Annotated in this window: 21 protein-coding genes; 9 read left to right on the forward strand and 12 right to left on the reverse strand. The window is 39.3% G+C overall.

The annotated features are described in order from the left end of the window. Positions 1 to 62: 62 nt before the first annotated feature. From AC0IWT_RS13675 to AC0IWT_RS13690, 4 genes are all read left to right on the forward strand, one after another. Positions 63 to 2,012: a beta-N-acetylhexosaminidase gene (locus tag AC0IWT_RS13675; RefSeq protein WP_471797575.1), complete on the forward strand. Its 1,950-nt coding sequence runs from the start codon at positions 63 to 65 to the stop codon at positions 2,010 to 2,012. Then, complete coding sequence (locus tag AC0IWT_RS13680) at positions 2,012 to 2,482, forward strand: CYTH domain-containing protein (RefSeq protein ID WP_471797576.1); 471 nt, start codon at positions 2,012 to 2,014, stop codon at positions 2,480 to 2,482. The genes AC0IWT_RS13675 and AC0IWT_RS13680 overlap by 1 nt, the downstream gene beginning before the upstream one ends. Before the next feature lie 183 nt (positions 2,483 to 2,665). Continuing rightward, complete coding sequence (locus tag AC0IWT_RS13685) at positions 2,666 to 3,133, forward strand: BON domain-containing protein (RefSeq protein ID WP_471797577.1); 468 nt, start codon at positions 2,666 to 2,668, stop codon at positions 3,131 to 3,133. Positions 3,134 to 3,136: 3 nt separating this feature from the next. After that, positions 3,137 to 3,559, forward strand: a complete 423-nt coding sequence (locus AC0IWT_RS13690; RefSeq protein WP_056869716.1) for an SH3 domain-containing protein — start codon at positions 3,137 to 3,139, stop codon at positions 3,557 to 3,559. A 186-nt stretch (positions 3,560 to 3,745) separates the two neighbouring features. Here the strand turns inward: AC0IWT_RS13690 and uvrA are convergent, their stop codons facing one another. The 4 genes from uvrA to AC0IWT_RS13710 form a co-directional block, all read right to left on the reverse strand. Then, the gene (gene uvrA / locus AC0IWT_RS13695) at positions 3,746 to 6,589 is read right to left on the reverse strand and encodes an excinuclease ABC subunit UvrA (RefSeq protein ID WP_056869715.1); all 2,844 of its coding nucleotides are present in this window, start codon (positions 6,587 to 6,589) and stop codon (positions 3,746 to 3,748) included. A 111-nt stretch (positions 6,590 to 6,700) separates the two neighbouring features. After that, positions 6,701 to 7,675 carry a hypothetical protein gene (locus AC0IWT_RS13700; protein WP_471797578.1) on the reverse strand — a complete coding sequence of 325 codons (975 nt, stop codon included), beginning with the start codon at positions 7,673 to 7,675 and terminating at the stop codon, positions 6,701 to 6,703. A 127-nt stretch (positions 7,676 to 7,802) separates the two neighbouring features. Continuing rightward, positions 7,803 to 8,846 carry a 2Fe-2S iron-sulfur cluster-binding protein gene (locus AC0IWT_RS13705; RefSeq protein WP_471797579.1) on the reverse strand — a complete coding sequence of 348 codons (1,044 nt, stop codon included), beginning with the start codon at positions 8,844 to 8,846 and terminating at the stop codon, positions 7,803 to 7,805. Positions 8,847 to 8,989: 143 nt separating this feature from the next. Then, positions 8,990 to 9,760, reverse strand: a complete 771-nt coding sequence (locus AC0IWT_RS13710; protein ID WP_056869712.1) for a lytic transglycosylase domain-containing protein — start codon at positions 9,758 to 9,760, stop codon at positions 8,990 to 8,992. Positions 9,761 to 10,023: 263 nt separating this feature from the next. Between AC0IWT_RS13710 and AC0IWT_RS13715 the strand changes: the two genes are divergently transcribed. Both AC0IWT_RS13715 and AC0IWT_RS13720 read left to right on the forward strand, forming a co-directional pair. Continuing rightward, complete coding sequence (locus AC0IWT_RS13715; RefSeq protein WP_471797580.1) at positions 10,024 to 11,520, forward strand: pseudouridine synthase; 1,497 nt, start codon at positions 10,024 to 10,026, stop codon at positions 11,518 to 11,520. 148 nt (positions 11,521 to 11,668) lie between these two features. Continuing rightward, entirely contained in the window at positions 11,669 to 12,784 is a 1,116-nt protein-coding gene (locus AC0IWT_RS13720) for a lactonase family protein (protein WP_471797581.1), read from the forward strand. A 53-nt stretch (positions 12,785 to 12,837) separates the two neighbouring features. Here AC0IWT_RS13720 and AC0IWT_RS13725 read toward each other — a convergent pair whose 3' ends face one another. From AC0IWT_RS13725 to tilS, 6 genes are all read right to left on the reverse strand, one after another. Next, entirely contained in the window at positions 12,838 to 13,284 is a 447-nt protein-coding gene (locus tag AC0IWT_RS13725) for a KTSC domain-containing protein (RefSeq protein ID WP_056094416.1), read from the reverse strand. A 282-nt stretch (positions 13,285 to 13,566) separates the two neighbouring features. Further along, entirely contained in the window at positions 13,567 to 14,709 is a 1,143-nt protein-coding gene (bshA, locus tag AC0IWT_RS13730) for an N-acetyl-alpha-D-glucosaminyl L-malate synthase BshA (protein ID WP_471797582.1), read from the reverse strand. Between the two features lie 107 nt (positions 14,710 to 14,816). Then, positions 14,817 to 15,212, reverse strand: coding sequence for a GxxExxY protein (locus tag AC0IWT_RS13735; RefSeq protein WP_471797583.1), 396 nt, complete (start codon positions 15,210 to 15,212; stop codon positions 14,817 to 14,819). A 73-nt stretch (positions 15,213 to 15,285) separates the two neighbouring features. Further along, positions 15,286 to 15,750 carry a hypothetical protein gene (locus AC0IWT_RS13740; protein ID WP_471797584.1) on the reverse strand — a complete coding sequence of 155 codons (465 nt, stop codon included), beginning with the start codon at positions 15,748 to 15,750 and terminating at the stop codon, positions 15,286 to 15,288. Positions 15,751 to 15,887: 137 nt separating this feature from the next. Next, on the reverse strand, positions 15,888 to 16,376 hold the full coding sequence (locus AC0IWT_RS13745) for a hypothetical protein (protein ID WP_056869706.1): 489 nt from the start codon (positions 16,374 to 16,376) through the stop codon (positions 15,888 to 15,890). 4 nt (positions 16,377 to 16,380) lie between these two features. After that, entirely contained in the window at positions 16,381 to 17,709 is a 1,329-nt protein-coding gene (tilS, locus tag AC0IWT_RS13750; RefSeq protein WP_471797585.1) for a tRNA lysidine(34) synthetase TilS, read from the reverse strand. A 63-nt stretch (positions 17,710 to 17,772) separates the two neighbouring features. Between tilS and AC0IWT_RS13755 the strand changes: the two genes are divergently transcribed. Further along, positions 17,773 to 19,989, forward strand: a complete 2,217-nt coding sequence (locus AC0IWT_RS13755; RefSeq protein WP_471797586.1) for an OstA-like protein — start codon at positions 17,773 to 17,775, stop codon at positions 19,987 to 19,989. Here AC0IWT_RS13755 and rdgB read toward each other — a convergent pair. Further along, a complete protein-coding gene (gene rdgB / locus AC0IWT_RS13760) occupies positions 19,979 to 20,563 on the reverse strand; it encodes an RdgB/HAM1 family non-canonical purine NTP pyrophosphatase (protein ID WP_471797587.1) in 585 nt (194 codons plus the stop codon). The two genes, AC0IWT_RS13755 and rdgB, sit on opposite strands and share 11 nt — an antisense overlap. A 27-nt stretch (positions 20,564 to 20,590) precedes the next feature. Beyond that, positions 20,591 to 21,244 (reverse strand): hypothetical protein, encoded by a 654-nt coding sequence (locus AC0IWT_RS13765; RefSeq protein ID WP_471797588.1) that lies wholly within the window; start codon positions 21,242 to 21,244, stop codon positions 20,591 to 20,593. Between the two features lie 104 nt (positions 21,245 to 21,348). Between AC0IWT_RS13765 and AC0IWT_RS13770 the strand changes: the two genes are divergently transcribed. Together AC0IWT_RS13770 and AC0IWT_RS13775 are read left to right on the forward strand one after the other, a co-directional pair. Then, entirely contained in the window at positions 21,349 to 21,936 is a 588-nt protein-coding gene (locus AC0IWT_RS13770) for a hypothetical protein (RefSeq protein WP_471797589.1), read from the forward strand. A 61-nt stretch (positions 21,937 to 21,997) separates the two neighbouring features. Then, positions 21,998 to 23,359 carry a peptidylprolyl isomerase gene (locus AC0IWT_RS13775; RefSeq protein WP_471797590.1) on the forward strand — a complete coding sequence of 454 codons (1,362 nt, stop codon included), beginning with the start codon at positions 21,998 to 22,000 and terminating at the stop codon, positions 23,357 to 23,359. Positions 23,360 to 23,363 lie beyond the last annotated feature (4 nt).

Consider the following 23,363-nt stretch of genomic DNA (forward strand, 5'->3'; position numbering starts at 1 on the left):
CTAAACCTTTTTTTATAAATTGCGGATTAATATTTATTCGGTTCATCCGCAATTATTATTTAATGAAAAAATTCCTTCTGATTATTTCGTGCTGCATTTTGGCCGCCAACACTTTCGCCCAAACATTAGTAAATGAAACTGAATCCGGCGATGCCGAAACGACAATTTCGACAGCACAAATTGCGATCATTCCCGAGCCCGTTTCGTTAATGAAAAAGGCAGGGACCTTTACATTGCCTGAAAATGTGATCATTCAGGCATCAAAAAGCGCCGAACTTAAGCAATCAATCAGTTTTCTAACACAGAAGATTAGCACTGCTACAGGGAATGCTGTAAGTACAGTAACTAATGCGGCCCACCCAACAATTAAGCTCATTTTAAATACCCAGGAAGATGCCCAGCTCGGCAATGAAGGCTATAAGCTAAACGTTAACCCTACGCAAATTGTAATTACAGCCAACAAGCCGGCAGGTGTATTTTGGGCTGTACAATCATTAGTGCAGCTATTTCCGGTAGAAATAGAAAGCAAAGAGCCGGCAAAAAATGTAAAATGGAAATTACCCTGCGTAGATGTTGTAGACTATCCGAAACTTGGTTGGAGAGGCTTGATGTTCGATGTAGCCCGCCATTTCTTTACTAAAGATGAGGTAAAGCAATTTATTGATAATATGGTTCGCTATAAATTTAACCTTTTGCATTTTCACTTAACTGATGATGAAGGCTGGAGGATTGAAATAAAAGGCTTGCCTAAACTAACGGAAGTTGGCGCCTGGAGCGTAAAAAAAACAGGAACTTTTGGCGATTTTACGCCACCAACTGCCGACGAACCTCGTACCTACGGTGGCTTTTACACACAGGAAGATATCAAGGAACTTGTTGAATATGCACAAGATCGTTTCGTAAATATAATGCCCGAGATTGATGTTCCAGGCCACAGTTTAGCCGCAATTGCGTCGTATCCGGAGTTATCCTGCACACCCGAGGCGATTAATTATAAGGTACGCTCCGGAGAAAAGATAATGGATTGGAGCCGTGGTGCACCTCCAACTGCATTAGTGGATAATACGCTTTGCCCCGCCAATGAGAAAGTTTATGTTTTTCTAGACTCCGTAATTACCCAGGTTGCCAAACTTTTCCCTTTCGAATATATCCACATGGGTGGCGATGAAGCCCCGCATAATTTCTGGGAGAAAAACGAACAGGTTAAAGCGCTGATGCAACGCGAAGGTTTAAAAACAATTCCACAAGTACAGGCTTACTTTGAAAAACGGGTAGAGCAAATTGTGGTTTCAAAAGGTAAAAAATTTATGGGTTGGGATGAGATTTTAGAAGGCGGCGTTTCGCCCACTGCTTCTGTAATGAGTTGGAGAGGAATAAAATATGGTATAGATGCATCAAAAGAAAAACATAATGTGGTGATGAGCCCGACTGATTTCGCCTATTTAGATTATATGCAGGCAGACGTAACCACAGAACCACGTGTTTACGCTTCCCTAAGACTCAACAAAGCTTACCAGTTTAACCCGATTCCTGCGGGCGCAGATCCGAAATATATTATCGGCGGACAAGCAAATCTATGGACGGAGCAGATTTTTACCTTTCGCCAGGTGCAGTATATGTTATGGCCGCGAGCTTTTGCAATTTCAGAATCGGTATGGAGTCCAATTGAAAAAAAGAACTGGACGAACTTTATTGAACGGACCAAAAATCAGTTTAAACGTTTAGATCTTGCTGAAATTAAGTATTCACCTGCCATCTACGATCCGATTATTTCTGTGAAGCGTTCTCCAGATAAGCAACTGATGGTTGAGTTGACACCGGAAATTGATGGCCTGGATATATATTACAGTTTCGACAACTCTACGCCCGACCGTTTCTATCCGAAATACAATACCGCTTTAGTTCCGCCTAAGGATGCCAGCATGTTACGCATAATAACTTATCGTGGAAAACAACCGATTGGCAGGCTAATCAGCATTCCCATTGCAGATTTGCAAAAAAGAACGAGGTAATGGCAAAAGAGATAGAACGTAAATTTTTGTTAAACGCCAGTGAATGGCAAAAATTAAATAAGCCGCCAGGTAAAAAGTTACGGCAGGGCTACATTTTAACCGACCCAAACAAAACGATAAGGGTTAGAACCTCAGAAGATAAGGCCTGGATAACAATAAAAGGCATTTCGGTTGGTGCCACCAGGTTGGAGTTTGAATACGAAATACCACAGAACGAAGCGACAGAACTTTTGGATAACTTCTCAGAAAATGAACTGGAGAAAACGAGATACGAAATAGTTTACCGTGGCAAGCTGTGGGAAGTAGACGTATTTTCGGGCGATAACGAAGGCTTAATTGTAGCCGAAATTGAGCTGGAAGCCGAGGATGAGCAATTCGAATTGCCAGACTGGATTTCAGATGAAGTGACCCATGAAAAAAAATATTACAATTCAAACCTTTGTAAAAACCCTTTTAAAAACTGGAACTGAGCATTGCTGACAACGCCCGGTTACAGATGTGAATAACTAAAGCAAAAAATTTTTAGTTCGATTACTTGCAATTGTTATATTCGCTTATCAAAAAAATCATCCTTGTTTAATTTTTGAAATTGGATATCCCTAATAATCCTTTTTCACCATTGCAAAATTTTAAACAATTACATATACAAAAGGATGAAAACAACTAAATTTTTATTGAGTATGGTTATCGTGGCTACGCTATTTTTTGCGGGCTGTAAACCAAAAGACGCAGACATACAAGCCGCGATTCAGGCTAAAGAGGCTGCAGGAATTACTGTTGCCGTAACAAAAGGCGAGGTTAATTTAACCGGCGAAGTTGCCGATGAGGCGGCAAAAGCTCAGGCTGAAGTTATTGCGAAGGCAGAAAAAGGCGCTAAGACAGTACTTAACAATTTAACAGTTAAATCAGCAGATGCGCCTGTAGTTATTGCAGAAGATTTAAGCTTGATTAGAAATGTTGCCGATGCGGCGAAAGATTTCCCAACGGTTAAAACCGAAGTAAAAAACGGCATTGTTACCTTAACCGGCGAAATCAAAAAAGCATCGCTAATCACTTTCATGCAACGTTTGAGTGTATTAAAGCCGAAAAAAATCGACAACAAATTAACTATAAAAAATTAAGCTATGTCATTACTAGAAAAATATAAGGCACTAACTGATGCTGCGACTGCGGCAGGAATAACCGATTTGGCAGTACGTGAACAAGAGGGAATTTTATATGTTGATGGAACCGCGGCAGATGGTGCGACTAAAGATCATTTGTGGGAAACTTACAATCTAATTGACCCCAATTTTGCATCGGCTGATTTGGTTTTAAATGTTAATGTAGCTGCTAACGCAGCTGTAACGCATGCCAAAGTAATTACCCAGAGCAGTAATTTAAATATTCGTAAAGGACCTGGAACAGACCAACCTGTAGTAGGTAAAGCTGCCCACGGTGAAATTATAACACTCGTAAACAGAAGTAATGGTTTATGGTGGCTGGTTAGAACCGCAGATGGCGAAGAAGGCTACTGTTATGCACAGTATTTAGAACCGCAACCATAGTCTTGTCTCAAATGATCAAAAGCCGCATTAATATTGCGGCTTTTGATGTTTATCTTTATGCTTTCTTCAAAAATCTGGTAGGCGGTTTTTCAACTTGTCTGATATCTCAAATAAAAACCTGTACTGGAACCAAGATTTAATCAGCGATTTGCTTTTGCATCGTTTGCTCACCCTGAAACCTCGCGGTTACAGTCCCATCTCTTTCTTCAGAAACTTGCCTGTTAAACTAATCGGGTTCTGTACCAACCCTTCCGGTGTGCCTTCGAATAAAATTCTGCCACCACCGGCTCCGCCTTCCTCACCTAAATCAATTACCCAGTCGGCAACTTTTACAACATCTAAATTGTGTTCAATAACCAGAATAGTATTTCCTTTATCTACTAATTCCTGAAGCACACCTAAGAGTACATTGATGTCTTCGAAATGCAAACCCGTTGTCGGTTCATCCAGAATATAAAAGGTTTTTCCGGTATCTTTTTTAGAAAGTTCGGTTGCGAGTTTAACACGCTGTGCTTCTCCGCCAGATAAAGTTACCGATGATTGCCCTAAAGTGATGTAACCTAAACCAACATCTTTTAAAGTTTTGATTTTGCGATAGATGATGGGAATGTGCTCAAAATAGACACAGGCATCTTCAATACTCATATCCAGCACATCACTAATAGATTTTCCACGATACCGAACCTCGAGTGTTTCCCGGTTGTACCTTTTGCCACCGCATTCTTCGCAAGGCACCTGAACATCAGGGAGAAAATTCATCTCTATAACTTTCATTCCGCCACCCTGACAAGTTTCGCAGCGCCCGCCTTTTACATTAAAAGAAAAACGGCCAGGCTTGTAACCTCTAATTTTCGCCTCCGGTAATTGTACGAACAGGTTCCTTATGTCTGAGAACACACCGGTATATGTTGATGGATTTGAACGTGGTGTTCTTCCAATAGGCGCCTGGTCAATTTCAATAACTTTATCAATTTCTTTCAGGCCACTAATTTTCTCGTAAGGAAGAGGTGTTTTCTTTGCTCTGAAAAAATGATGATTCAAAATCGGATACAAAGTTTCGGTGATTAGGCTCGATTTACCACTGCCCGAAACACCAGTTACCGCAATGAATTTACCCAAAGGAAAATCGACCGAAACTTCTTTCAAATTGTGGCCTGTAGCTTTAATAATCGACAATTTGTGTCCGTTACCTTTTCTACGCGTCTTTGGCGTTTCAATACTTTTCTTCCCGTTTAAATATGCGGCTGTTAAGGTATTTGATTTCAGAATTTGTTTAGCAGTTCCTTCGGCAACAACCTGTCCGCCATGAATACCTGCGCCGGGGCCCACATCAATAACCCAATCGGCCTCTAAAATCATATCCTTATCGTGCTCCACAACCAAAACGGTGTTGCCCAAATCACGCAAGTTCTTCAATGCATTAATTAAGCGTTCGTTGTCCCGCTGGTGTAAACCAATGCTCGGCTCATCAAGAATGTACATTACATTCATTAACTGCGATCCAATTTGCGTTGCCAAACGAATACGCTGCGCCTCACCACCCGATAGTGTCCGGGCCGTTCTATCAAGCGTTAAATACGTTAAACCCACATCAGTTAAAAATCCAATACGGGCTTTAATTTCTTTTAAAATTTCTTTGGCAATAATATTCTGGCGTTCAGATAATCTTTCATCAACGTTTTCAAACCATTTATGCAGATTATTTATATCCATTGAAGCCAAATCGAAAATATTCATTCCATCAACCTTGAAATGCAGACTTTCTTTTTTTAATCTTGCGCCATTACACTCCGGGCAGGTTTTAAGTTTTCGAAAGGCTTCCATATCATCCACCGCAGCCTCACTCCTTTTCTCATTTTGCTCCTCGAGCATCTTAATTATCCCGTCGAAAGTGATGTTATAATTCTGAACGTTCCATTTATTATACTCAACCTCAACTTTTATCAAATCTGGTGAACCATTCAAAATGATATTAATTACTTCATCACTTAATTTCTCAATCGGCGTAGATAGAGAAAAGCTGTATTTCTTCGCCAACGATTTCAGCACCTGAAACATCCAGGTATCGCGGTATTCGCCAAGTGGAGCCAGGCCTCCGTTTAATATACTCAATTTAGGATTCGGCATTACCGATTCCTTATCAACAACAAAAATATAACCCAAACCATCGCAACGTTCGCAGGCGCCATAAGGTGAGTTGAACGAAAAACTGTTCGGCTGGGGTTCATCGTAAGAAATCCCGGTTGTAGGGCACATTAAGAATTTGCTAAAGTGCGCAACATTGTTGTCCTTATCGCTAATTTTGATTACACCTTTGCCCATTTTCATAGCCGTTTGGAGCGAATCTAACAGGCGTTTCTTATCCTTTTCATCGATTATCAAACGGTCTATAACCACTTCGATATCGTGAATTTTATACCTGTCGACCTGCATTTTCGCTGTAATGTCTTTTATCTCGCCATCTACGCGAACCTTAACATAACCCTGCTTACGAACCTGTTCGAACAATTCGCGATAATGCCCCTTTCTGCCCTTTACAATCGGCGCCAGGATGTTAACGGCAGCACCATCAAACTTTTTAAAGATATTATTAAGAATCTGGTCTTCGCTCATGCGTTCCATCTTCTCCCCAGTATTGTAGGAATATGCATCGGCCACACGGGCGTAAAGCAGGCGCATAAAATCGTAAATCTCGGTAATTGTACCAACAGTAGAGCGGGGATTTTTGCTGGTCGTTTTTTGCTCTATGGCAATAACCGGGCTCAAGCCCGAAACTTTATCCACGTCAGGGCGTTCCATCCCGCCCATAAACTGGCGACTGTAAGCGCTAAAAGTTTCCATATAGCGGCGCTGGCCTTCGGCATAAATGGTATCAAAAGCCAATGAAGATTTTCCGCTTCCACTCAAACCGGTAATTACAACCAGCTGGTTTCGGGGGAAACTAACATCAATATTTTTTAAATTATGTACCCTTGCTCCGTAAACTTCAACATCTTTTTGCTCACCAAGGTCGATAGATTTATTGCTCATATTTTATTAAAAAATTGGGAGGATTTGGGCTGGAAATGAACCCGAATTCCAATCTGCAAAAATGCTAAAAATTTTATCAAAAAGAAAGTGTAATCCAATCTGTATTAAGGATTAATTGTCATAATGCCTGCTCCTGTTTCTAAGAAAACCAGACGATAAACCAAAGCGCATGTAACCATAATGATCTTTAAAATAAATGTTGTAATTATCCTCGCCATAGTAACCTGCGGCAGCCATTAAAAACACGTTATGCATAAAAGGAAAACTGTAATTAAAGCTGACTTCCGCATTTAAGCGCTTCCCCGCATTCCAAATATTTTTCTCGGGAATTTTGTTTACGGCATAGCTTATTTCAGCATTTAAGCGCCAGGTCTCTTTTTCCTCTTTGTGATTATCCTTTACTTTCGATTTTTTTTCGAATTCGTCATATCTCCTTAAAGAAAAATTGTACAGTATTCTTGTAAATCCGAAACCATCATCGAGCGCCGGCTCATATCGAAACCATTTATACCATTGAAAACCGACACGATGATTAAGGGAAAAGTAGCTACCATCTGGATTTATCGAACTAAAATTACCAAAGCGGTAGGATAATGTGAGGTTATTGGCATTAAAATTCCCTGTGTTTGTGTTAATGCTTCCGTCGTCATTTCTCGGTGACGCATCTTGACCATTGGAGTGATGTGTAAAAGCCAGCTCCGCATACTTATAATGTTCGGGGTTTGGATTTAACCTGGCGTAAAGTGCTCCGCCCAATCGATAACTTGGCGTTCGAACGGCTGCAGAAAATTCATTGCGAACACGAACTGTAAAATCCGGAATTATAGCAAAGGCAACCGGCGATTTATAACTTCCGAAAAGCATGTAAGTAGTTGTTAACCTACCGTTTATAACATATTTTGATGGCGCACCTAATTCGCCACCGGGCGAAGTGTAGGCCAGGTCTGCATTCTCCTTATATAAATGAATGTAAGCTTTATTGGCAATTTCTCGTTTTAATGCAAGCGAATCGCTATCGACAGTCTGGGCAAAAACAGCTAAGCAGGAAAGATTGATTATGATGAACGAGAGGAAGTGTTTTTTCATTAACCAATAAACGTTGGTTTATGTCAGTTGGTTTTTGCAATTGTATAGAAATGGTTTTAAAGCAAATTAATAGTTTAACTAAAGTTACTTATTCCTCCACGGTCTCTGAAACGCAGAAAGCGTTCTGTTACCATTCAATGGTCGTTTCGTTTTCGGTAGGGCGGCCTGTACATACTAACACCCGACCCCGCTCCAACTCATCATCTGTAAGCACTTCATTATAATCCATGCGCACGTTGCCTTTGGTACAATTGGCTACGCAAGTGCTGCATACGCCACCGCGGCAACTGTATGGCAACTTTATTTTATGCTCAAGTGCAACATCTAATATCCTTTTGGGCCAGGGGATGTCTAAGTTGTAAGTTTCGCCCTGAAAATTCAGTATTACCGAATAGGTGTTTTTATCTACTATCTTTTCCGAGCTATCATCTTCATCAACTTCATCTTCTGGCAATACAAACGTTTCGCGTTTAATTTGACTGATATCGAAACCCATACCTAATAAAGTTATGCGGCATAAGTCCATATAAATTACTGGTCCGCAGGAATAAAAGAGTGCTTTTTCTTTGGCGAAAACCAAATGTTCTTTTAAAATCTTCTCAATATAAAACTTGTTCAACCTGGCGGTCATCAGGTTTTTGCTGTTGCTGAAAACAAAAATGATTTTTAAGCGCTCCGGGTATTTTCTTTGCCATTCATTAAGTTCCTCATAAAACAAAGTATCTTCCAGAGAGCGATTACTGTAAACCAGCGTAATTTTCGATTTCGTTTCACGCACCAGGGCTGTTTTCATAATGGCAAACAGTGGCGTGATTCCAACTCCGGCAGCAAAAAGAAAAACATCGCGTTCCAGGTTTTCTTCTGGCAAATAGCTGAATAAGCCTTGAGGCCCCTGAGCTAACAGTATATCACCTTCGGCAGTTTTGTGATGCAACAATCTTGAAATTTCCCCGTTTTCCACTCTTTTTACCGTAATGGAAAGTGGCTCATTAACGTCGGGAGAGCTGTTGAAAGAATATGACCGGCGGATCTCTTTATGTTTTCCTTCAAATATTAAAGATATAAATTGCCCGGCAAGGTATTCTGGATAATCGGCATCAACTGGCTGCAGCTGAAGCGTAATATTATCGCCGGGTTGGTTTATAATCTTATCAATTCGCAGTTTGTACATAATGCAAAGAAAAGGATTTTGTTCAAAATTTCGTTAGCGGATTAGCCATTTGTATCCAATGGCGAACCCTATTTCGACAAAAAACACCAAAAAAAAACGTCCTGAATAGTCAGGACGTTTACCAAATGCTTGTCTTTTATTTTTTATTCGGCATTGTATGCCAGTAATTCTTTCGGTTTATCGTAACCATAGCGAACAGGATGCTCAATAATCTGTTTCATCGAAATTACTTTATAAACGTAACCACCGGTTTCACGGTTAAGTTTCATTTTGTAGTAATTATCCTGATTTTGACTATTGATCTGCTTGCGTAAACGGCCGTCGCCAACATTGTAAGCCGCAGCTACCAATGTCCAGCTTTCTAAACCTTTATACATTTCTTTAATGTATTTACATGCAGCCACGGTAGATTTACGCAGGTTATAGCGTTCATCGGTTCCGCCGCTAACTTTCAATCCGTAGGTGCGGGCGGTACCGGGCATAAATTGCCACACACCTGCTGCGCCTTTCGGAGATACGCCTGCCTGCATACCCGATTCAACTAATGCTAAATACTTGAAATCATCAGGGATGCCGTAAGCGGCCAGAATAGGCTCGATAACAGGAAACCATTCGGCAGCTTTCCGCTGTAAACGATGGGTTTGCGTATTGCCATAGGTATGAGCTGCAAGGATTTTTTTCATTTTCCGTTCAACCTTTCTATCGCCAAGAGGCAAGGTTTCGTCGGCAAAATTTAGCTGAGCCATTAGAGATTTTTTCTCTTTTTTGGGTTGTTCAGCGGGTACTATTGTAGTGTTTATCTTTTTTTCTTTTAAAAGACTTTTTTGTGCTAAGGGCATTTGGTAAGCGAACACTTTTGCCAAAATAAATAGTGCTGCCACTATCGCAAATGGTACTATGTGTTTCTTTAACATCTTCCTCCTTTTTTTGGTGAACTTATAAAAAACGTTGACAAAGGTAAAAATTAATAATCAGATTACCAACTAGTTACGAAATTAAGCGCCAAAATCGAGCTTTAAAGTGCTTTAAACGTGGATTTTAAATTTTGATTTTCGGCTACTTTTCAGTATTTTAGAGGCTATTTTTCGACAAAATTTTATCGGCGCTCCTGATTGGTAATTTCAGCTATTTTACATAAATTTGCAGCCCGCATTTCAGGTGCGGCTAAAAGCGTATCATGATAAATAAAAACAACAGGAACAGTCGGGATGACAAGTCCAAACCGGGAAGCCGAAAAACCGAAGGCAGAAGCAGTGCCGGTGGTTCTGACAGAAAAAGATCAGAAGACAAAAACAGTAAATTCAAAAAATCATCCGATTCAAATACAGGCTTCAGACCTAGAAGCACAGACAGTAAAGATTTCAAATCAAAATCCTTCGGAGACAAAAAAGATTTCAAGCCAAGGAGCGATCGTAATTTTAAATCGAGAGATGAAGAACCTAAAGGTTTCAAATTTGGAGATAGAGAATTTAAATCAAAGGACGCATCATCCAAAGGCAGCGAACGTGATTTTAAACCAAGAGAAGGCGGCTCAAGAGATTACAAACCAAGAACAGGAGAAAGAGATTTCAAATCGAAAGATGGCGGCTCGAGAGACTTCAAACCAAGAACAGGAGACAGAGATTTTAAATCAAAAGAAGGTGGCACAAGAGATTATAAACCAAGAACAGGCGAACGGGATTTCAAATCTAAGGATGGAGATTCGAGAAATTTTAAACCGAGAACTGGTGAAAGGGATTTCAAAACAAAAGAAGGCGGCTACAAAGACTTTAAATCGAGAGGCGGCAGAAATGACGAGTTTAAACCAAGTGCAGGAAGCTCGAGAGATGTAAAACCGAGAGAAGGTGCAGACAGCAGACCTTTCAGAAAACGCGAAGAGCTTAAGCCAAGAGATACAGAATTTAACCGTGAGGAAAGAACTGTAATTAAGCAGGGGCGTAAAACTAATGAAGAGAAAGGCTTAATTCGCCTAAACAGATATATTTCAAATGCCGGCATTTGCTCACGCCGTAAGGCCGATGAGTTAATTGCAGCCGGTATTATCACCGTAAACGGCGAGGCAGTAACCGAGCTGGGCCACAAAGTAGACCCAGCAAAAGATATGGTGCGCTACAACGGCGAGTTGCTTAAACGCGAAAAAAAGGTTTATGTTTTATTAAATAAACCGAAAGATTACATCACTACAACAGATGACCCGCAGGAGCGCCGTACGGTTATGCAGTTGGTAGATAAAGCCAGTCGCGAGCGTATTTACCCTGTTGGGCGTTTAGACCGCAACACTACGGGCTTACTATTGATGACAAATGACGGTGATTTGGCAGATAAATTATCGCACCCAAAAAACGGCATCTCAAAAATATACAATGTAGAGTTAGATAAATCTTTATCGCAGGCAGATTTAAATAAAATTCAGTTTGGTTTAGAGCTTGAAGATGGTTTGATTAAACCAGATAACATTTCTTACGTTGCCGGCGGAACTAAAAAAGAGATTGGCATTCAAATCCATAGTGGCAAAAATCGGATTGTTCGCCGTATTTTCGAGCATTTAGGCTACAATGTAGAAAAGCTAGACCGCGTAGTGTATGGTAATTTAACCAAGAAAGATTTGCCTCGTGGAAGATGGCGTTATCTTGAGGAACATGAACTCATTCAGATTAAACACCTGATAAAATAAATTTCAAAGGCAATCAACAGATTGCCTTTTTTGTTTTATGAGGATGAACCTAAGCGATTCCGCAGTGTTTAATTATAAGTTGATGAGATGAGGAAAGCCGGCAGTAATAATATTTTCTCATATTTGTTATAAATTCAAGATTGATCCTATGAAAAGATTTAGATTACTAATGTTGTTGCTTTCATTTTCGCTAGCCAGCTTAGCACAGCAAAGCAATTACAACCTCCTTATCGGCACGTATACAAACACCCCTGCAAAAAGTGAAGGCATTTACACCTACAATTTCAATACCAGCACCGGAAATACAAAATTAAAAAGTGTTGCAAAAAACGTTGCCAATCCAAGTTACATTGCAATTTCACCCGATAAGAAATTCGCTTATTCGGTAAACGAAACAGGGAAAGAGAGTAGTGTGAGCGCTTTTAAGTATAATGCTGTTACAGGTGGATTGACGTTCATCAATAAAGTTTCGAGCGAAGGGGCCGACCCATGTTACATTACCGCAGACAACGATAATGTAATTGTTGCAAACTATAGCGGCGGAAGTTTGGCTGTTTTTAAGCGAAAGACTGATGGTAGTTTAAGTAGCGCGGCACTTGTAATACAACACACCGGAAAAAGCATCGACCCGAAAGGCAGGCAGCAGAGCGCTCATGTGCACATGGTTAAGTTTACACCCGATAAGAAATTCCTCATTTGTAATGATTTAGGTGAGGATAGGATATACATTTATACCTACAACCCAAAAAGCAACAAGCAGGTGTTGGTGTTAAAAAACGTTTTAAGTACTACTGCCGGAACAGGACCAAGGCACATTGCCTTTTCCCCAAACGGAAAGTTCGCTTACCTCGCCCACGAATTTAATGGCAGCATTACAGGCTTCTACTATACCAATGGAAGCTTAAAAAAGATTCAGGAGATTGGTACTACCCCAAAGGGATTTGAAGGACGAATAGATGGAGCAGACATTCATGTTTCTGCCGATGGCAAGTTCCTGTACGAAACCAACCGCGGCGATGCAAATACCATTTCGGTGTTTTCTATTCTTTCTACAGGGATATTGCGGTTTGTAGAAACGGTAAGTACTTTAGGTAAAGGACCAAGAAATTTTTCAATAGACCCAAGTGGCCGTTTTGTACTCGTGGCTCACCAATACACTAATAATGTTGTCATTTTTAAACGCAACAAAGTAACGGGCAAACTTACAGATAGCGGAAAACGTATTGAAGTTGCCGCACCCGTAAACCTCGTGTTTACCAAATAGCTGCAGCCACTTCAGGCAAAAAAAAAGACTTGCCATGTGGCAAGTCTTTTTTTTTAAGCTGGCTCAGCAACCTTCGCTACATTGCGGTATGGATAATCACTGAATATATGTCTGCGGGCGAAACGGCCTGGAGAATCTGCATTTACCAATTTAACATAAATGGCCTTAGGCACGTCAAAATATTCGTACGCACTACCGTCGAAAAACTGGATGTTTAATACCTGTTGTTTGTATTCAAAATCGAGAATGTTCGATTTTGTAATCGTTTCAGTATAAGTTTCGATATTTTGTTCACGGGTTTCCGGCGCAATACTCACTAAAAAATGGTAAGCTTCAATAATATCTTTGCTTCTTGCTTCTGCCTCTAATTTTTCCTCTTCCTGCTGAAATTTATCCGGGTGGCAATCTTTCATCAACGTACGGTACACCGACTTAAGATCCTTTAATTCGGCATTTTTATCTACGCTTAAAAGCTTTCTGTAATCAACAATTTTTTTCATCTAACCTGTTTTCTAATTTGAAATGCGACAATTGAAACGTTTATCAAGGGTTTCAAGGGCGCAAAGGTACAACTTATAATCGTTTGATTTTGAGAAAGTTTTGTTTTAATAAATATATTTTATTGATTTCTTAAAATCGAATCGTTTTCTGAAACACTCATAATTAAATAGTTAGCGCTCAATTGTTGCTAACCTACATTTAATTAGCTTCATAAAAGTCCTTTTTAAATATTCATCAAAAAGCCAAACCGCAAAAAATCAGGGTTATTTTAAGCAGATAATTTAGTATTTAGGTTGCAGTGAGTTTTCGATTACCTCTTTATAATAATTTACGTATGAAGGTAAAATTCTAATCAAATCGAAATCTTTTGCTCTCGTAAATGCATTCTCTTTAAAACGCTTCAGGGTTTCATCATCCTTGAGTATTTCGATGGCATGTGCCGCCATAGAATCTACGTCGCCTACTTCACTCATGTAACCGCAAAAACCATTAACGTTTAATTCAGGAATGCCACCGGCATTTGTTGTAATGATCGGAACTTTACAAGCCATTGCTTCCAGTGCAGCCAGACCAAAACTTTCAGATTCGGATGGCATTAGGAAAAGGTCGGATACTGAAAGAATTTCCTCGACAGCATCTTGCTTGCCTAAGAAACGAACATGGTCACAAATATTTAGTGAGCGGCACAATTGCTCGTCATATACACGCTCGGGTCCATCGCCTACCATTAAAAGTTTGGAGGGAATTACCGCCTGCACTTTTTCAAAAATACGGATAACATCTGCAGTGCGCTTTACTTTTCTAAAGTTACTGGTATGTATTAAAATGCGTTCATTATTTGGGGCAATTGCTTTCTTAAAGTGGTCTTTTGCCTGCAAACTAAAGCGGTTAAAATCAATAAAATTTGGGATTACCTTAATATCTTTCGTGATTTCGAAATGATTATAAGTATCGTCTTTTAAATCCTGCGAAACAGTGGTAACGCCATCGCTTTGGTTGATTGAAAAGGTTACTACCGGTTTATACGTTGGATCTTTACCAACAAGGGTAATATCGGTACCATGAAGTGTGGTAACTACAGGAATATGAATGCCATAGCTTGCCAAAATTTGCTTGGCCATGAAGGCTGCAGAAGCGTGCGGAATTGCATAATGCACATGTAGAACATCTAGCTGCTCAAAACGAACAACATCTACAAGCTTACTTGCAAGCGCAGATTCGTAAGGGGCATAATCAAACAGCGGATAATCCCTTACCGAAACTTCGTGATAAAACAAGTTTGATGAAAAGAAATCGAGCCTTGCCGGCTGACTATAAGTTATAAAATGAACCTGGTGTCCTTCATTAGCAAGTGCTTTCCCAAGTTCCGTTGCAACTACGCCACTACCGCCAAAAGTAGGGTAGCAAACAATTCCTATCTTCATTATATATGTATTGTTGTTACCGCAAATGTAACCCAATTATATCTAATTTATGTGTAAGGCAATTGCAATAAAAACCCAGACAACTATTTTGCTGAGCGGCCGCTATTTTAAACTAATATCACTTTTTTAAACTGGAGCAGTTTTGCATTGAAATTGATAATTAAACAGATTGCAGGTTTTGATAAAATCAGTTGATTAAATACATCCAAATCAGTTGATAATAACATAAAAGGGCAAGATTTTATTTCCACAATAATGCCGTCATTTACTAAGAAATCAGCGTGGAATTTATGGTCGAGTACCATACCATTATAATTTACGGCGTATTTTTTATCCCTTGTGTAAGGTAAACCATTATGCTGCAATACCGATTCAAATGCATTGCGATATATTAGAGCAGGTGAGCCACTACCCAATTGTTTGTGAATCTCGAATGCAAACTCAACTAATTCTAAGCATTCTTCTTTAAAAGGAAAATCTTTTGGCTTTTGGTTTTGAGTCATATAAATTAAGCGTGGAATATTTTAGGGCTGAATGGATAATGCTGCCCGGATACATTGTTATGTTGAGCGACAATTATTTATAGAAGAAAATGACTTTAGGCGATTTATAGCCGACTTTCCGTTCCTCCCCCTGAATCTGCGTACGAATATCTTCTACCTTAGCGATTTGTTTATTGAATCGTTCCAAGGCCTTTTCTGCATCATTAGCGTCAGATTTCGCCTTTTTTGCCAGCTTATCCATGGCTTTCAAATCGAACGAACTTCCCGAGGAGGTTTTGTCGCTTTGGCTGCTGGTTTTCGCGGCAGATGCCGTTGCATTGCCATTCGCCTCCAGCAACTTCAGACGCAGTTTCTCCACAGTAGATTCCTCCGCAGATTCTTCGGTTTTTAACTCCAGAATTTTGATGGTTGCTTTTAAAATTTCGATTCTATTGTTGAGTACGCCGAGCGAATCTTTTGATACCCTGGCGCTATAGGTTTGAGCCATTAAAGGAATCGCTGATGTGCTAATCAGAAAAATGAAGACAAAGGTTTTCATAATGGAATGTTTCGAAACATAATCCAATATGTATGCCCGAATGGCAAAAGCCTATAGCACAGCATTTAACAGGCTTTTCAGACAGTACTAAGAAAAATTTTGTTGAATTTCGAGAAAAAAATTCCCCGCAGGGAAGATTATTTTAGTTTTTTCATCTCGTCTTTTATAACAAGAAGCAGTTCGTTTGGCCGCTGGGTACCAATGAAATATTCAAGACCATCCCGGTCGGTTAAAACAACAGCATCTTTACCCGAAGAGTAAAAACGAATTGTACCTTTTGTATGTAGGTTGTAAACAGGATTGTTAAAAAAATAGCGGCTGTAAGTTGCTTTGCGAACATCCGTTATGCTATTTAAGTCGATTTTAACACGCTTGGTCGTCCAGAGGCCATCCAAAATCATGCTCCCTTTATCTACTACGATTTTATACTGAATTAAGAAAAGTAACAACATGGAAACGCCGATAATCCCAAAACCAACCACCAGGAATAAATCCTGCGTATTATCTCTGTCGCGTTCGTAAACATAGGCCGCAAAACAGAATGCAGCCATAATAAGCCTAATGAAAATGCGAACATAATCACGGCCGATATACTGTTTTTCGATGTATGCGAATCTGTTTTCCACTTAATTAATTTTCGAGTTCGAATATAACAACTTTTTTGGTTGCCTGAGTTAATTTGTAGCGGTTATCCTGTCTCATTCCGGTAATCCAGATAATTTCCCCGTTTCCATTAACCAAAATCGGGATATTTGATTTTAAATGCAAGGGCACCTTCTCATCAATAAAGAAGTCGCTTATTTTTTTAAATCCTTTCATGCCCAGCGGGATAAATTTATCGCCATGTTCCCAGTTTCTCATAATCAGCGGGAACTGCAAAGCAGCTTGATCAACAAAAATTTTAGTGGCATTTGCTTCGAACTTTAAATCATTAGAAAAACTAAAGCAGAAGTTATAGTTGCCAAATTCAAAAGTTAAATCCTTCGGATGGATTACTTTGTGCCGCTGCAAACCTGATTCAATTTTACTAACAATTAGGTTTTCTCTATCAATTGTGGCCTGATGGCTGCTGCTGTAAAATTTAATTCCACTTTGTTTATCAACAGCATTTATGATTTCTTCAATCACACTTTCGATAAAATTATAGGGTTTCAACAATTCAAAAAGCAAGAGCTTTTGCGGTTCTAAAAGTTTAATTTGATTTAAAGCAATATAGACACCATCGGGTTTTGTGGAAATTAGTTCAGCCGCAATCATTTCGACCTGCGATTTCAGAAAAACCTCAATCTCCGCAAAGCGTTCAACGTTCTGCTCAAATGTGCGCTCCAAATTGGGGTTAATAGCCTTTAAGTGTGGAATTACTTCCAGGCGTAATTTATTTCTGGTGTAATTAGCACTCAGGTTAGAGCTATCCTCAACAAAATCGATATTATTGTTAGCTACAATTTGATTAATTTCTTCGCGGTTTAAAAAAAGTAGCGGCCGTATGAGTTTGTCGCGTTTCGGCAAAATGCCATGCATTCCGCTAATTCCGGTTCCCCTTACTAAATTAAGTAAAACCGTTTCTATAGAATCGTTCTGGTGTTGCGCCAGGGCGATAAAATCATAACCGTTTTGCTGCCTTATTTCTTCAAACCAATTGTATCGTAAAGCTCTAGCTGCCATTTGTGTGGAAATTTTATTTTCGGCAGCATATTTTTTTGTGTCAAAATGCGTTACATAAAAAGGCAGATTTAAAGATTGTGTAAGCGTTTTAACAAAATGCTCATCGCGTTGCGCTTCATCTGCACGTAAATTAAAATTACAGTGTGCCACACCAATACCAATTTCATATGCTTTAAAAAGATGCAACATTAATATCGAATCTTTCCCTCCGCTAACAGCTAAAAGAATTCTGCTACCTTTTTTAAACAGCGCTTGCTCCTCAATATATTTCTGAAAATCTGACAAAGGTAACATCCACCAAAAATATTTAATTTTAACCGGTTTCCAACGTTCGGAACAAAAAACTAACTTTGTAAAGTGCAAAAAACATTTGTCTTTCTTTTTTTACTGATTTGCCCCGTGTTATTATTCGGTCAGCAGAAAGGTTCTATTATAAAAATTATTTCTTCTACGCGTATAACCGGTGATACAAAAGCAAAAGTAAGTTATTTACGCAACCCGGTTTTTCAGCAAGACAACGCAACCTTAACCTGCGATAGCGCAGTCTTTTACACGGAGCGTAACTATTTCGAAGCTTATAAAAACGTTCACATCCATCAGTTAACAACCGATATTTATTCTGACCAGCTTCAATATGATGGAAATAAGAAACATGCTCATTTAACAAATAATGTTAGAATGGTAGACCCAAAATCTACGCTTACCACGAACATTCTGGATTATGACATGGTTGCAAAAATTGGAACTTACACCAGTGGCGGCAAAATAGAAACTCAGGATGTTGTGCTGACCAGTAAAAACGGTTACTATTTTAATAACAGCAGCGATGCCTATTTTCGGTACAACGTTGTGGTGGTTACGCCGCAAAGCGTTATTAAATCGGATACGATGCGTTACAACGTTGATTCGAAGTGGACTTATTTTTACGGCCCTACAAATATTAAAGGGAAAGACGATAATTTATACACGGAAAACGGCGCTTACAACACATTGAGTGAAGATGCCTACTTCGGCAAAAAAAACCTCTACACACAAGACACAAAATCGCTAAGGGGCGATAGCTTATATTATTACGGAAAAATTGGCTACGGGAAAGCCGTTAAGAACATTGTTTTTACGGATAAAAAAGACGGCACGAAAATGTACGGCGATTTAGGCTTCTACTACAAGGCAGACCAGCGAACTCTGGTAACCAAAAAGGCCTATGTAGATTTAATTTCTGGTGATTCTGTTACAGTAAATAATAAAAAACGCCCCGACACGCTTCGCCTCGGCGCAGATACTCTGGAAACCCAAATGGCTTTGCAAAAAACACTGAAACTAATTCCTAAAATTTCCATAAAAGCGGATAATGAGGTTGGGGAGGACGAAGAAGAAGCGCCAAAAACGGAGAAGAATTCTGGTAAAGAAAAAAGTGTACCTGCCACTAGTAAAAACCAGAAAGCAACTACGCAAAGCGGAAAAGAACCAAAAGGTAAACGCGACGATAAATTGGCTGCTAAAAAGCCCGCTAAAGTTCCGGGTAATGTGCTCGATAGCGTAAAGGCAAAGATTGATAGGACTACGCTTGAAGAGAAGTTAAAAGTTGATTCTGTGTTGAAAAATGCTTCGAAAGTTGTTGACACGCTGAAGAAAAAAGCAGGCAGTTTGAATGAAGTTGTAAAAAAAACTCCGAAAGTAAACCCGGATAGTTTATTGAAAAGCATACCAAAAGCTGCAAAAGATAGCCTCAATAAGGTGACTAAAAAGCTTAAAGCTGATACTGTTTTTAACCCGGCGGACACTGTTACGACGAGGGTAATCAGGGCTTATCATAACGTTAGGATTTTTAAGAGCAATATTCAGGCAAAAACCGACAGTTTGTTTTATACCAGTGCAGATTCTACGCTTCGTTGTTACGGCAACCCAATCATCTGGTCGGAAGGCTCGCAGGTTGTAGGCGATACAATTTATGTTCAGTTTAAGAAAAATAAACTCAACAATTTACAAGCCTTTAAAAATGCATTTCTGGTAAATACACCGGCAGATTCACTCCGCTTTAACCAGATTAAAGGCCGTTACATGACCGGCTTTTTCGAAGAGGGAAAACTCAAAACCCTGTATGTTGATGGCAATGCGGAAAGTATCTATTATACGCAGGATGACAGTACCAAGGTTTACAAGGAAATGAACCAAACCTTAAGCAGCCGGATAAAATTCAGATTTAAAAATAACGATATCGACGAAATTGTTTATATAAATAGCATTGAAGGTGCACTAAACCCTGAAAATAAAGTTCCGAAAGATAATGTATTAAAAGGATTTTCCTGGAAACCTAAAGAAAGACCAAAATCTAAAAAGGAAGCGATAGGTTCGTTAGGCATAAAGAAAGCGACACCAAAAACGCCGGCAAAAACCCCGGAACCGAAATCGGTTGCTGGTAAAGCACCCGCAATAATAAAACCTGCAGCAACAAAACCTGCAACGACAAAAGCCGTATCGAAAACTGATTCGTTAGTAAATTTTGGGATTAAGCCAATTTTACCAAAAAAGGATTCGGTTAAAGTTGCGCCGAGAAGCACCGTTAAGCAGTAGCTTCGTTTCTCAGAAAAGCAATCATTTTTTGAAGTGCCAAGGCCCGGTGGCTTATTTTATTTTTCTCACTCATTTCCATCTCAGCGAAAGTAATATTGTAGCCGTCTGGCTGAAAAATTGGATCGTAACCAAAACCTTTAGCGCCTGAAAGTTTCGTTCTTATGCTGCCGGCAATAACACCCTCGAACAAATGGTTCTGGCCGTTTTGCATCAAAGAAATAACAGTTTTAAACCTCGCCTTCCTGTTTTCGACACCATTCATCTTCTGCAAAACAAGATTAATATTTTCCTGACTATCGCGGCTACCAGAATACCTTGCCGAATAAACGCCAGGCTCATTATTTAATGCTTCAATTTCAAGTCCGCTATCATCGGCAAAACAATCGAGCCTGAAATGCTCCGCAACATAGCTGCTTTTCAAAGTTGCATTGCCCTCAAAAGTAGCGGCAGTTTCAGGAATGTCGACAAAGCAGCCGATGTCTTCGAGGTTTAAAACTTCATACAGCCCCTCAAGAGCCATCCGTATTTCTTCAGTTTTATGCTGATTATTTGTTGCGAAAACGAGTTGTTTCATCGAAAATATGTTTCTAACTTGAAGAACTTATTTAAGTTTTTGGAGATTTCCCCACAGCGATTTTTTTGCAGATAAGTCACCATCCAGAGCATGAAGATTTGGGGCGAAAATCATTTTTGTTGTTCCATGAAAAATGATTTCGCCACTCCAGCTTAGGTTTAATTTAAGATGTTCTGCCCCTACCCCAAAGGCGAGCATTACAGCAGGTTTAAAAAACTGGTGTAATTCAACGAAGTCGACATTCTGATAATTTGCATAGTTAAGTAAAGCGAAATCCGGCGTAGCCAAATCAATTGCCTTAACTATTTTACGCAACAGTTCACGACCTTGTTCGGTACTTACATCGTTGGCGGTATCATTTACTAAAATCAATACTGCCTTTTTATTTCCACCTAAAAATCTAAAGGTTTTCGGCAGCACCGGTTCATTCGTAATCGCGTGCATTTCTGCCTCTTTAATGCTGTTTTCTAACTTCGGCAACGCATTTTCATGCACAACTTCTTCAACTTTATCAGCTGAAAGTACAGTTTTGATCTCCGCAGCCTCATCACTTAAACCGGGCAAAATATTGCTTGCAGGAGCAACAGAGGCAATATTTACGGATTTATCTTCAACCAAAAAAACATCTTCAGTAAAAAATAATCGTAAAGCATTTGCATTGTTGGTAACCTGACTTTCCATTCGTATTTTTGCGGTATAATAATTTCTGTTAAAATTAGTTAAATATCTTATAATAGCCCCGCTTATTGTTACTTTTATCCTTTAAAATTTATAGAGACTTTTGTGTGAGAAAGGCATCTTGCTTATTTGTTTTCAGTTTGTTATGGAGTTCATCGTTCGCACAAAACGTAGCCGTAATTAACAGTAAACCTGTTAGCAGCAAGGAGTTTATGTGGGCTTATAAAAAGAGTCATAACGGGAATGCTGCTGCAAATTATAACGACTTGTTAAGCTACCTGAATCTTTACATCAATTTTAAATTGAAGGTTTTAGATGCAAAGGAAATGGGTTTAGATAAAAATGCTACTTACCAGGAAGAGGTTAAAACTTACGAAATTGCGCTCGAAATGCACAAAAAAGTCACCAATTCGGGTAAAGACCACGATTACCTTCTGAATGAGTACAAAGAAGGTGTTTTAATGTTCAATGTATCAGAACAAAAAATTTGGAACAAAGCGCAGGAAGATGAGCAGGGAATTGAAGAGTTTTATAACAAGAACAAACAGAATTATAATAAATCATTAAACGAGGTAAGGGGTGATGTAATTGCCGATTACCAACAAAAGCTGGAAGAGAACTGGCTTAATAAGCTTAAAAATAAATATTCCGTTAAAGTTAATGAGAACGAGTTGAGAAAGTTAGCTAAACTATAACTCAGACCGGGCTTAATTAATTAATCCATTAGTATTAAATTTGCAAAATATAAATAATAGAATGAAGAAAGTTTTTTTAGTAGTAACTGCTTTAATTAGCTTGTTTTTAAACAGCTATGCCCAAAAGAATAACATCGACAAAGTTGCTGCTGTGGTAGGTAATAATATTATTTTACTATCCGATTTAAATCAACAATACACACAATATCTGTATCAGGGCCGCCCTGCCGATCCAAATATTAAATGCATGTTATTGCAGCAAACGTTAACCCAAAAATTGCTTAAACAACAAGCCGAAATCGATTCGGTTATGGTTGATGACGCCCAGGTTGATGATGAGGTGAACAGACGTATGCGTTATAGCATGCAACGTGCAGGCGGACAAGAACGTTTAGAACAATTTTTGAATAAATCTATCCTGCAGTATAAAGATGAAATGAGGCCATCAATTAAGGATGAACTTATTGCACAAAAGATGCAATCTAAAATAACTGCAGATATTAATGTTACCCCGCTTGAGGTAGAAAAATATTTCAAGACGCTTGGAGATAGCATCCCTGAATTCGGCACTGAAGTTGAAATTGGCGAAGTGATTTTAAACCCACAACTTACCAAAGCCGAGAAAGAAAAGTTTCATGATAAGATTGAAGCTTTGCGCTTAAGAATTAAAGGCGGCGAAGATTTTGGTGCTTTGGCGAAGGCTTATTCGGAAGACCCTGGTTCGGTGAGCGACGGTGGTGATTTAGGTTTTTTTGATAGAAGCCAGATGGCAAAAGAATTTACCGCCTGGGCTTTTAAACTTAAAGCCGGGGAAATGTCGCCTGTATTCGAAACCGAATTTGGCTACCATATTTTACAGGTAATTGAGCGTCGTGGCGAATCCGTTCATGCGAGGCACATTTTGATTATGCCGAAAAGCACACAAAGTAGCTTAGACCGTACCAAGCTTCATGCAGATAGTATTTACAATAATATTATGGCTAAAAAAATAAGTTTCGCTGCTGCTGCAAACCTATATTCGGATAATAAGCAAACTAAGTATAATGGCGGTATGATGCTTAATGCAGAGGATGTTCAGTCAAGAAGTACTTTTATTCCGGTAGAAAAATTAGATCCTGCAGTATTCCTTGTAATCGATACGATGAAAACTGGTGGGATTTCGAAACCAACATTATTTACTGCAGCAGATGGCAAGCAAGGTTACCGTATTTTATATTTGAAATCGAAAATCCCGCCTCACAAAGCAAATTTAGCTCAGGATTATCCAAAAATTAAGGCTGTTGCTCAGGAAGACAAAACAAATCGTACATTGAGTGAGTGGTTTGAGAAACGCCGTGAAAGCACATTCATTAAAATTGATGATGAATTTCAGGATTGCGACCAATTAAAAATCTGGACTAAGAAAAAAGCGGAGACTAAATAATGCC

It is taken from the genome of Pedobacter sp. AC464, from assembly GCF_979253075.1.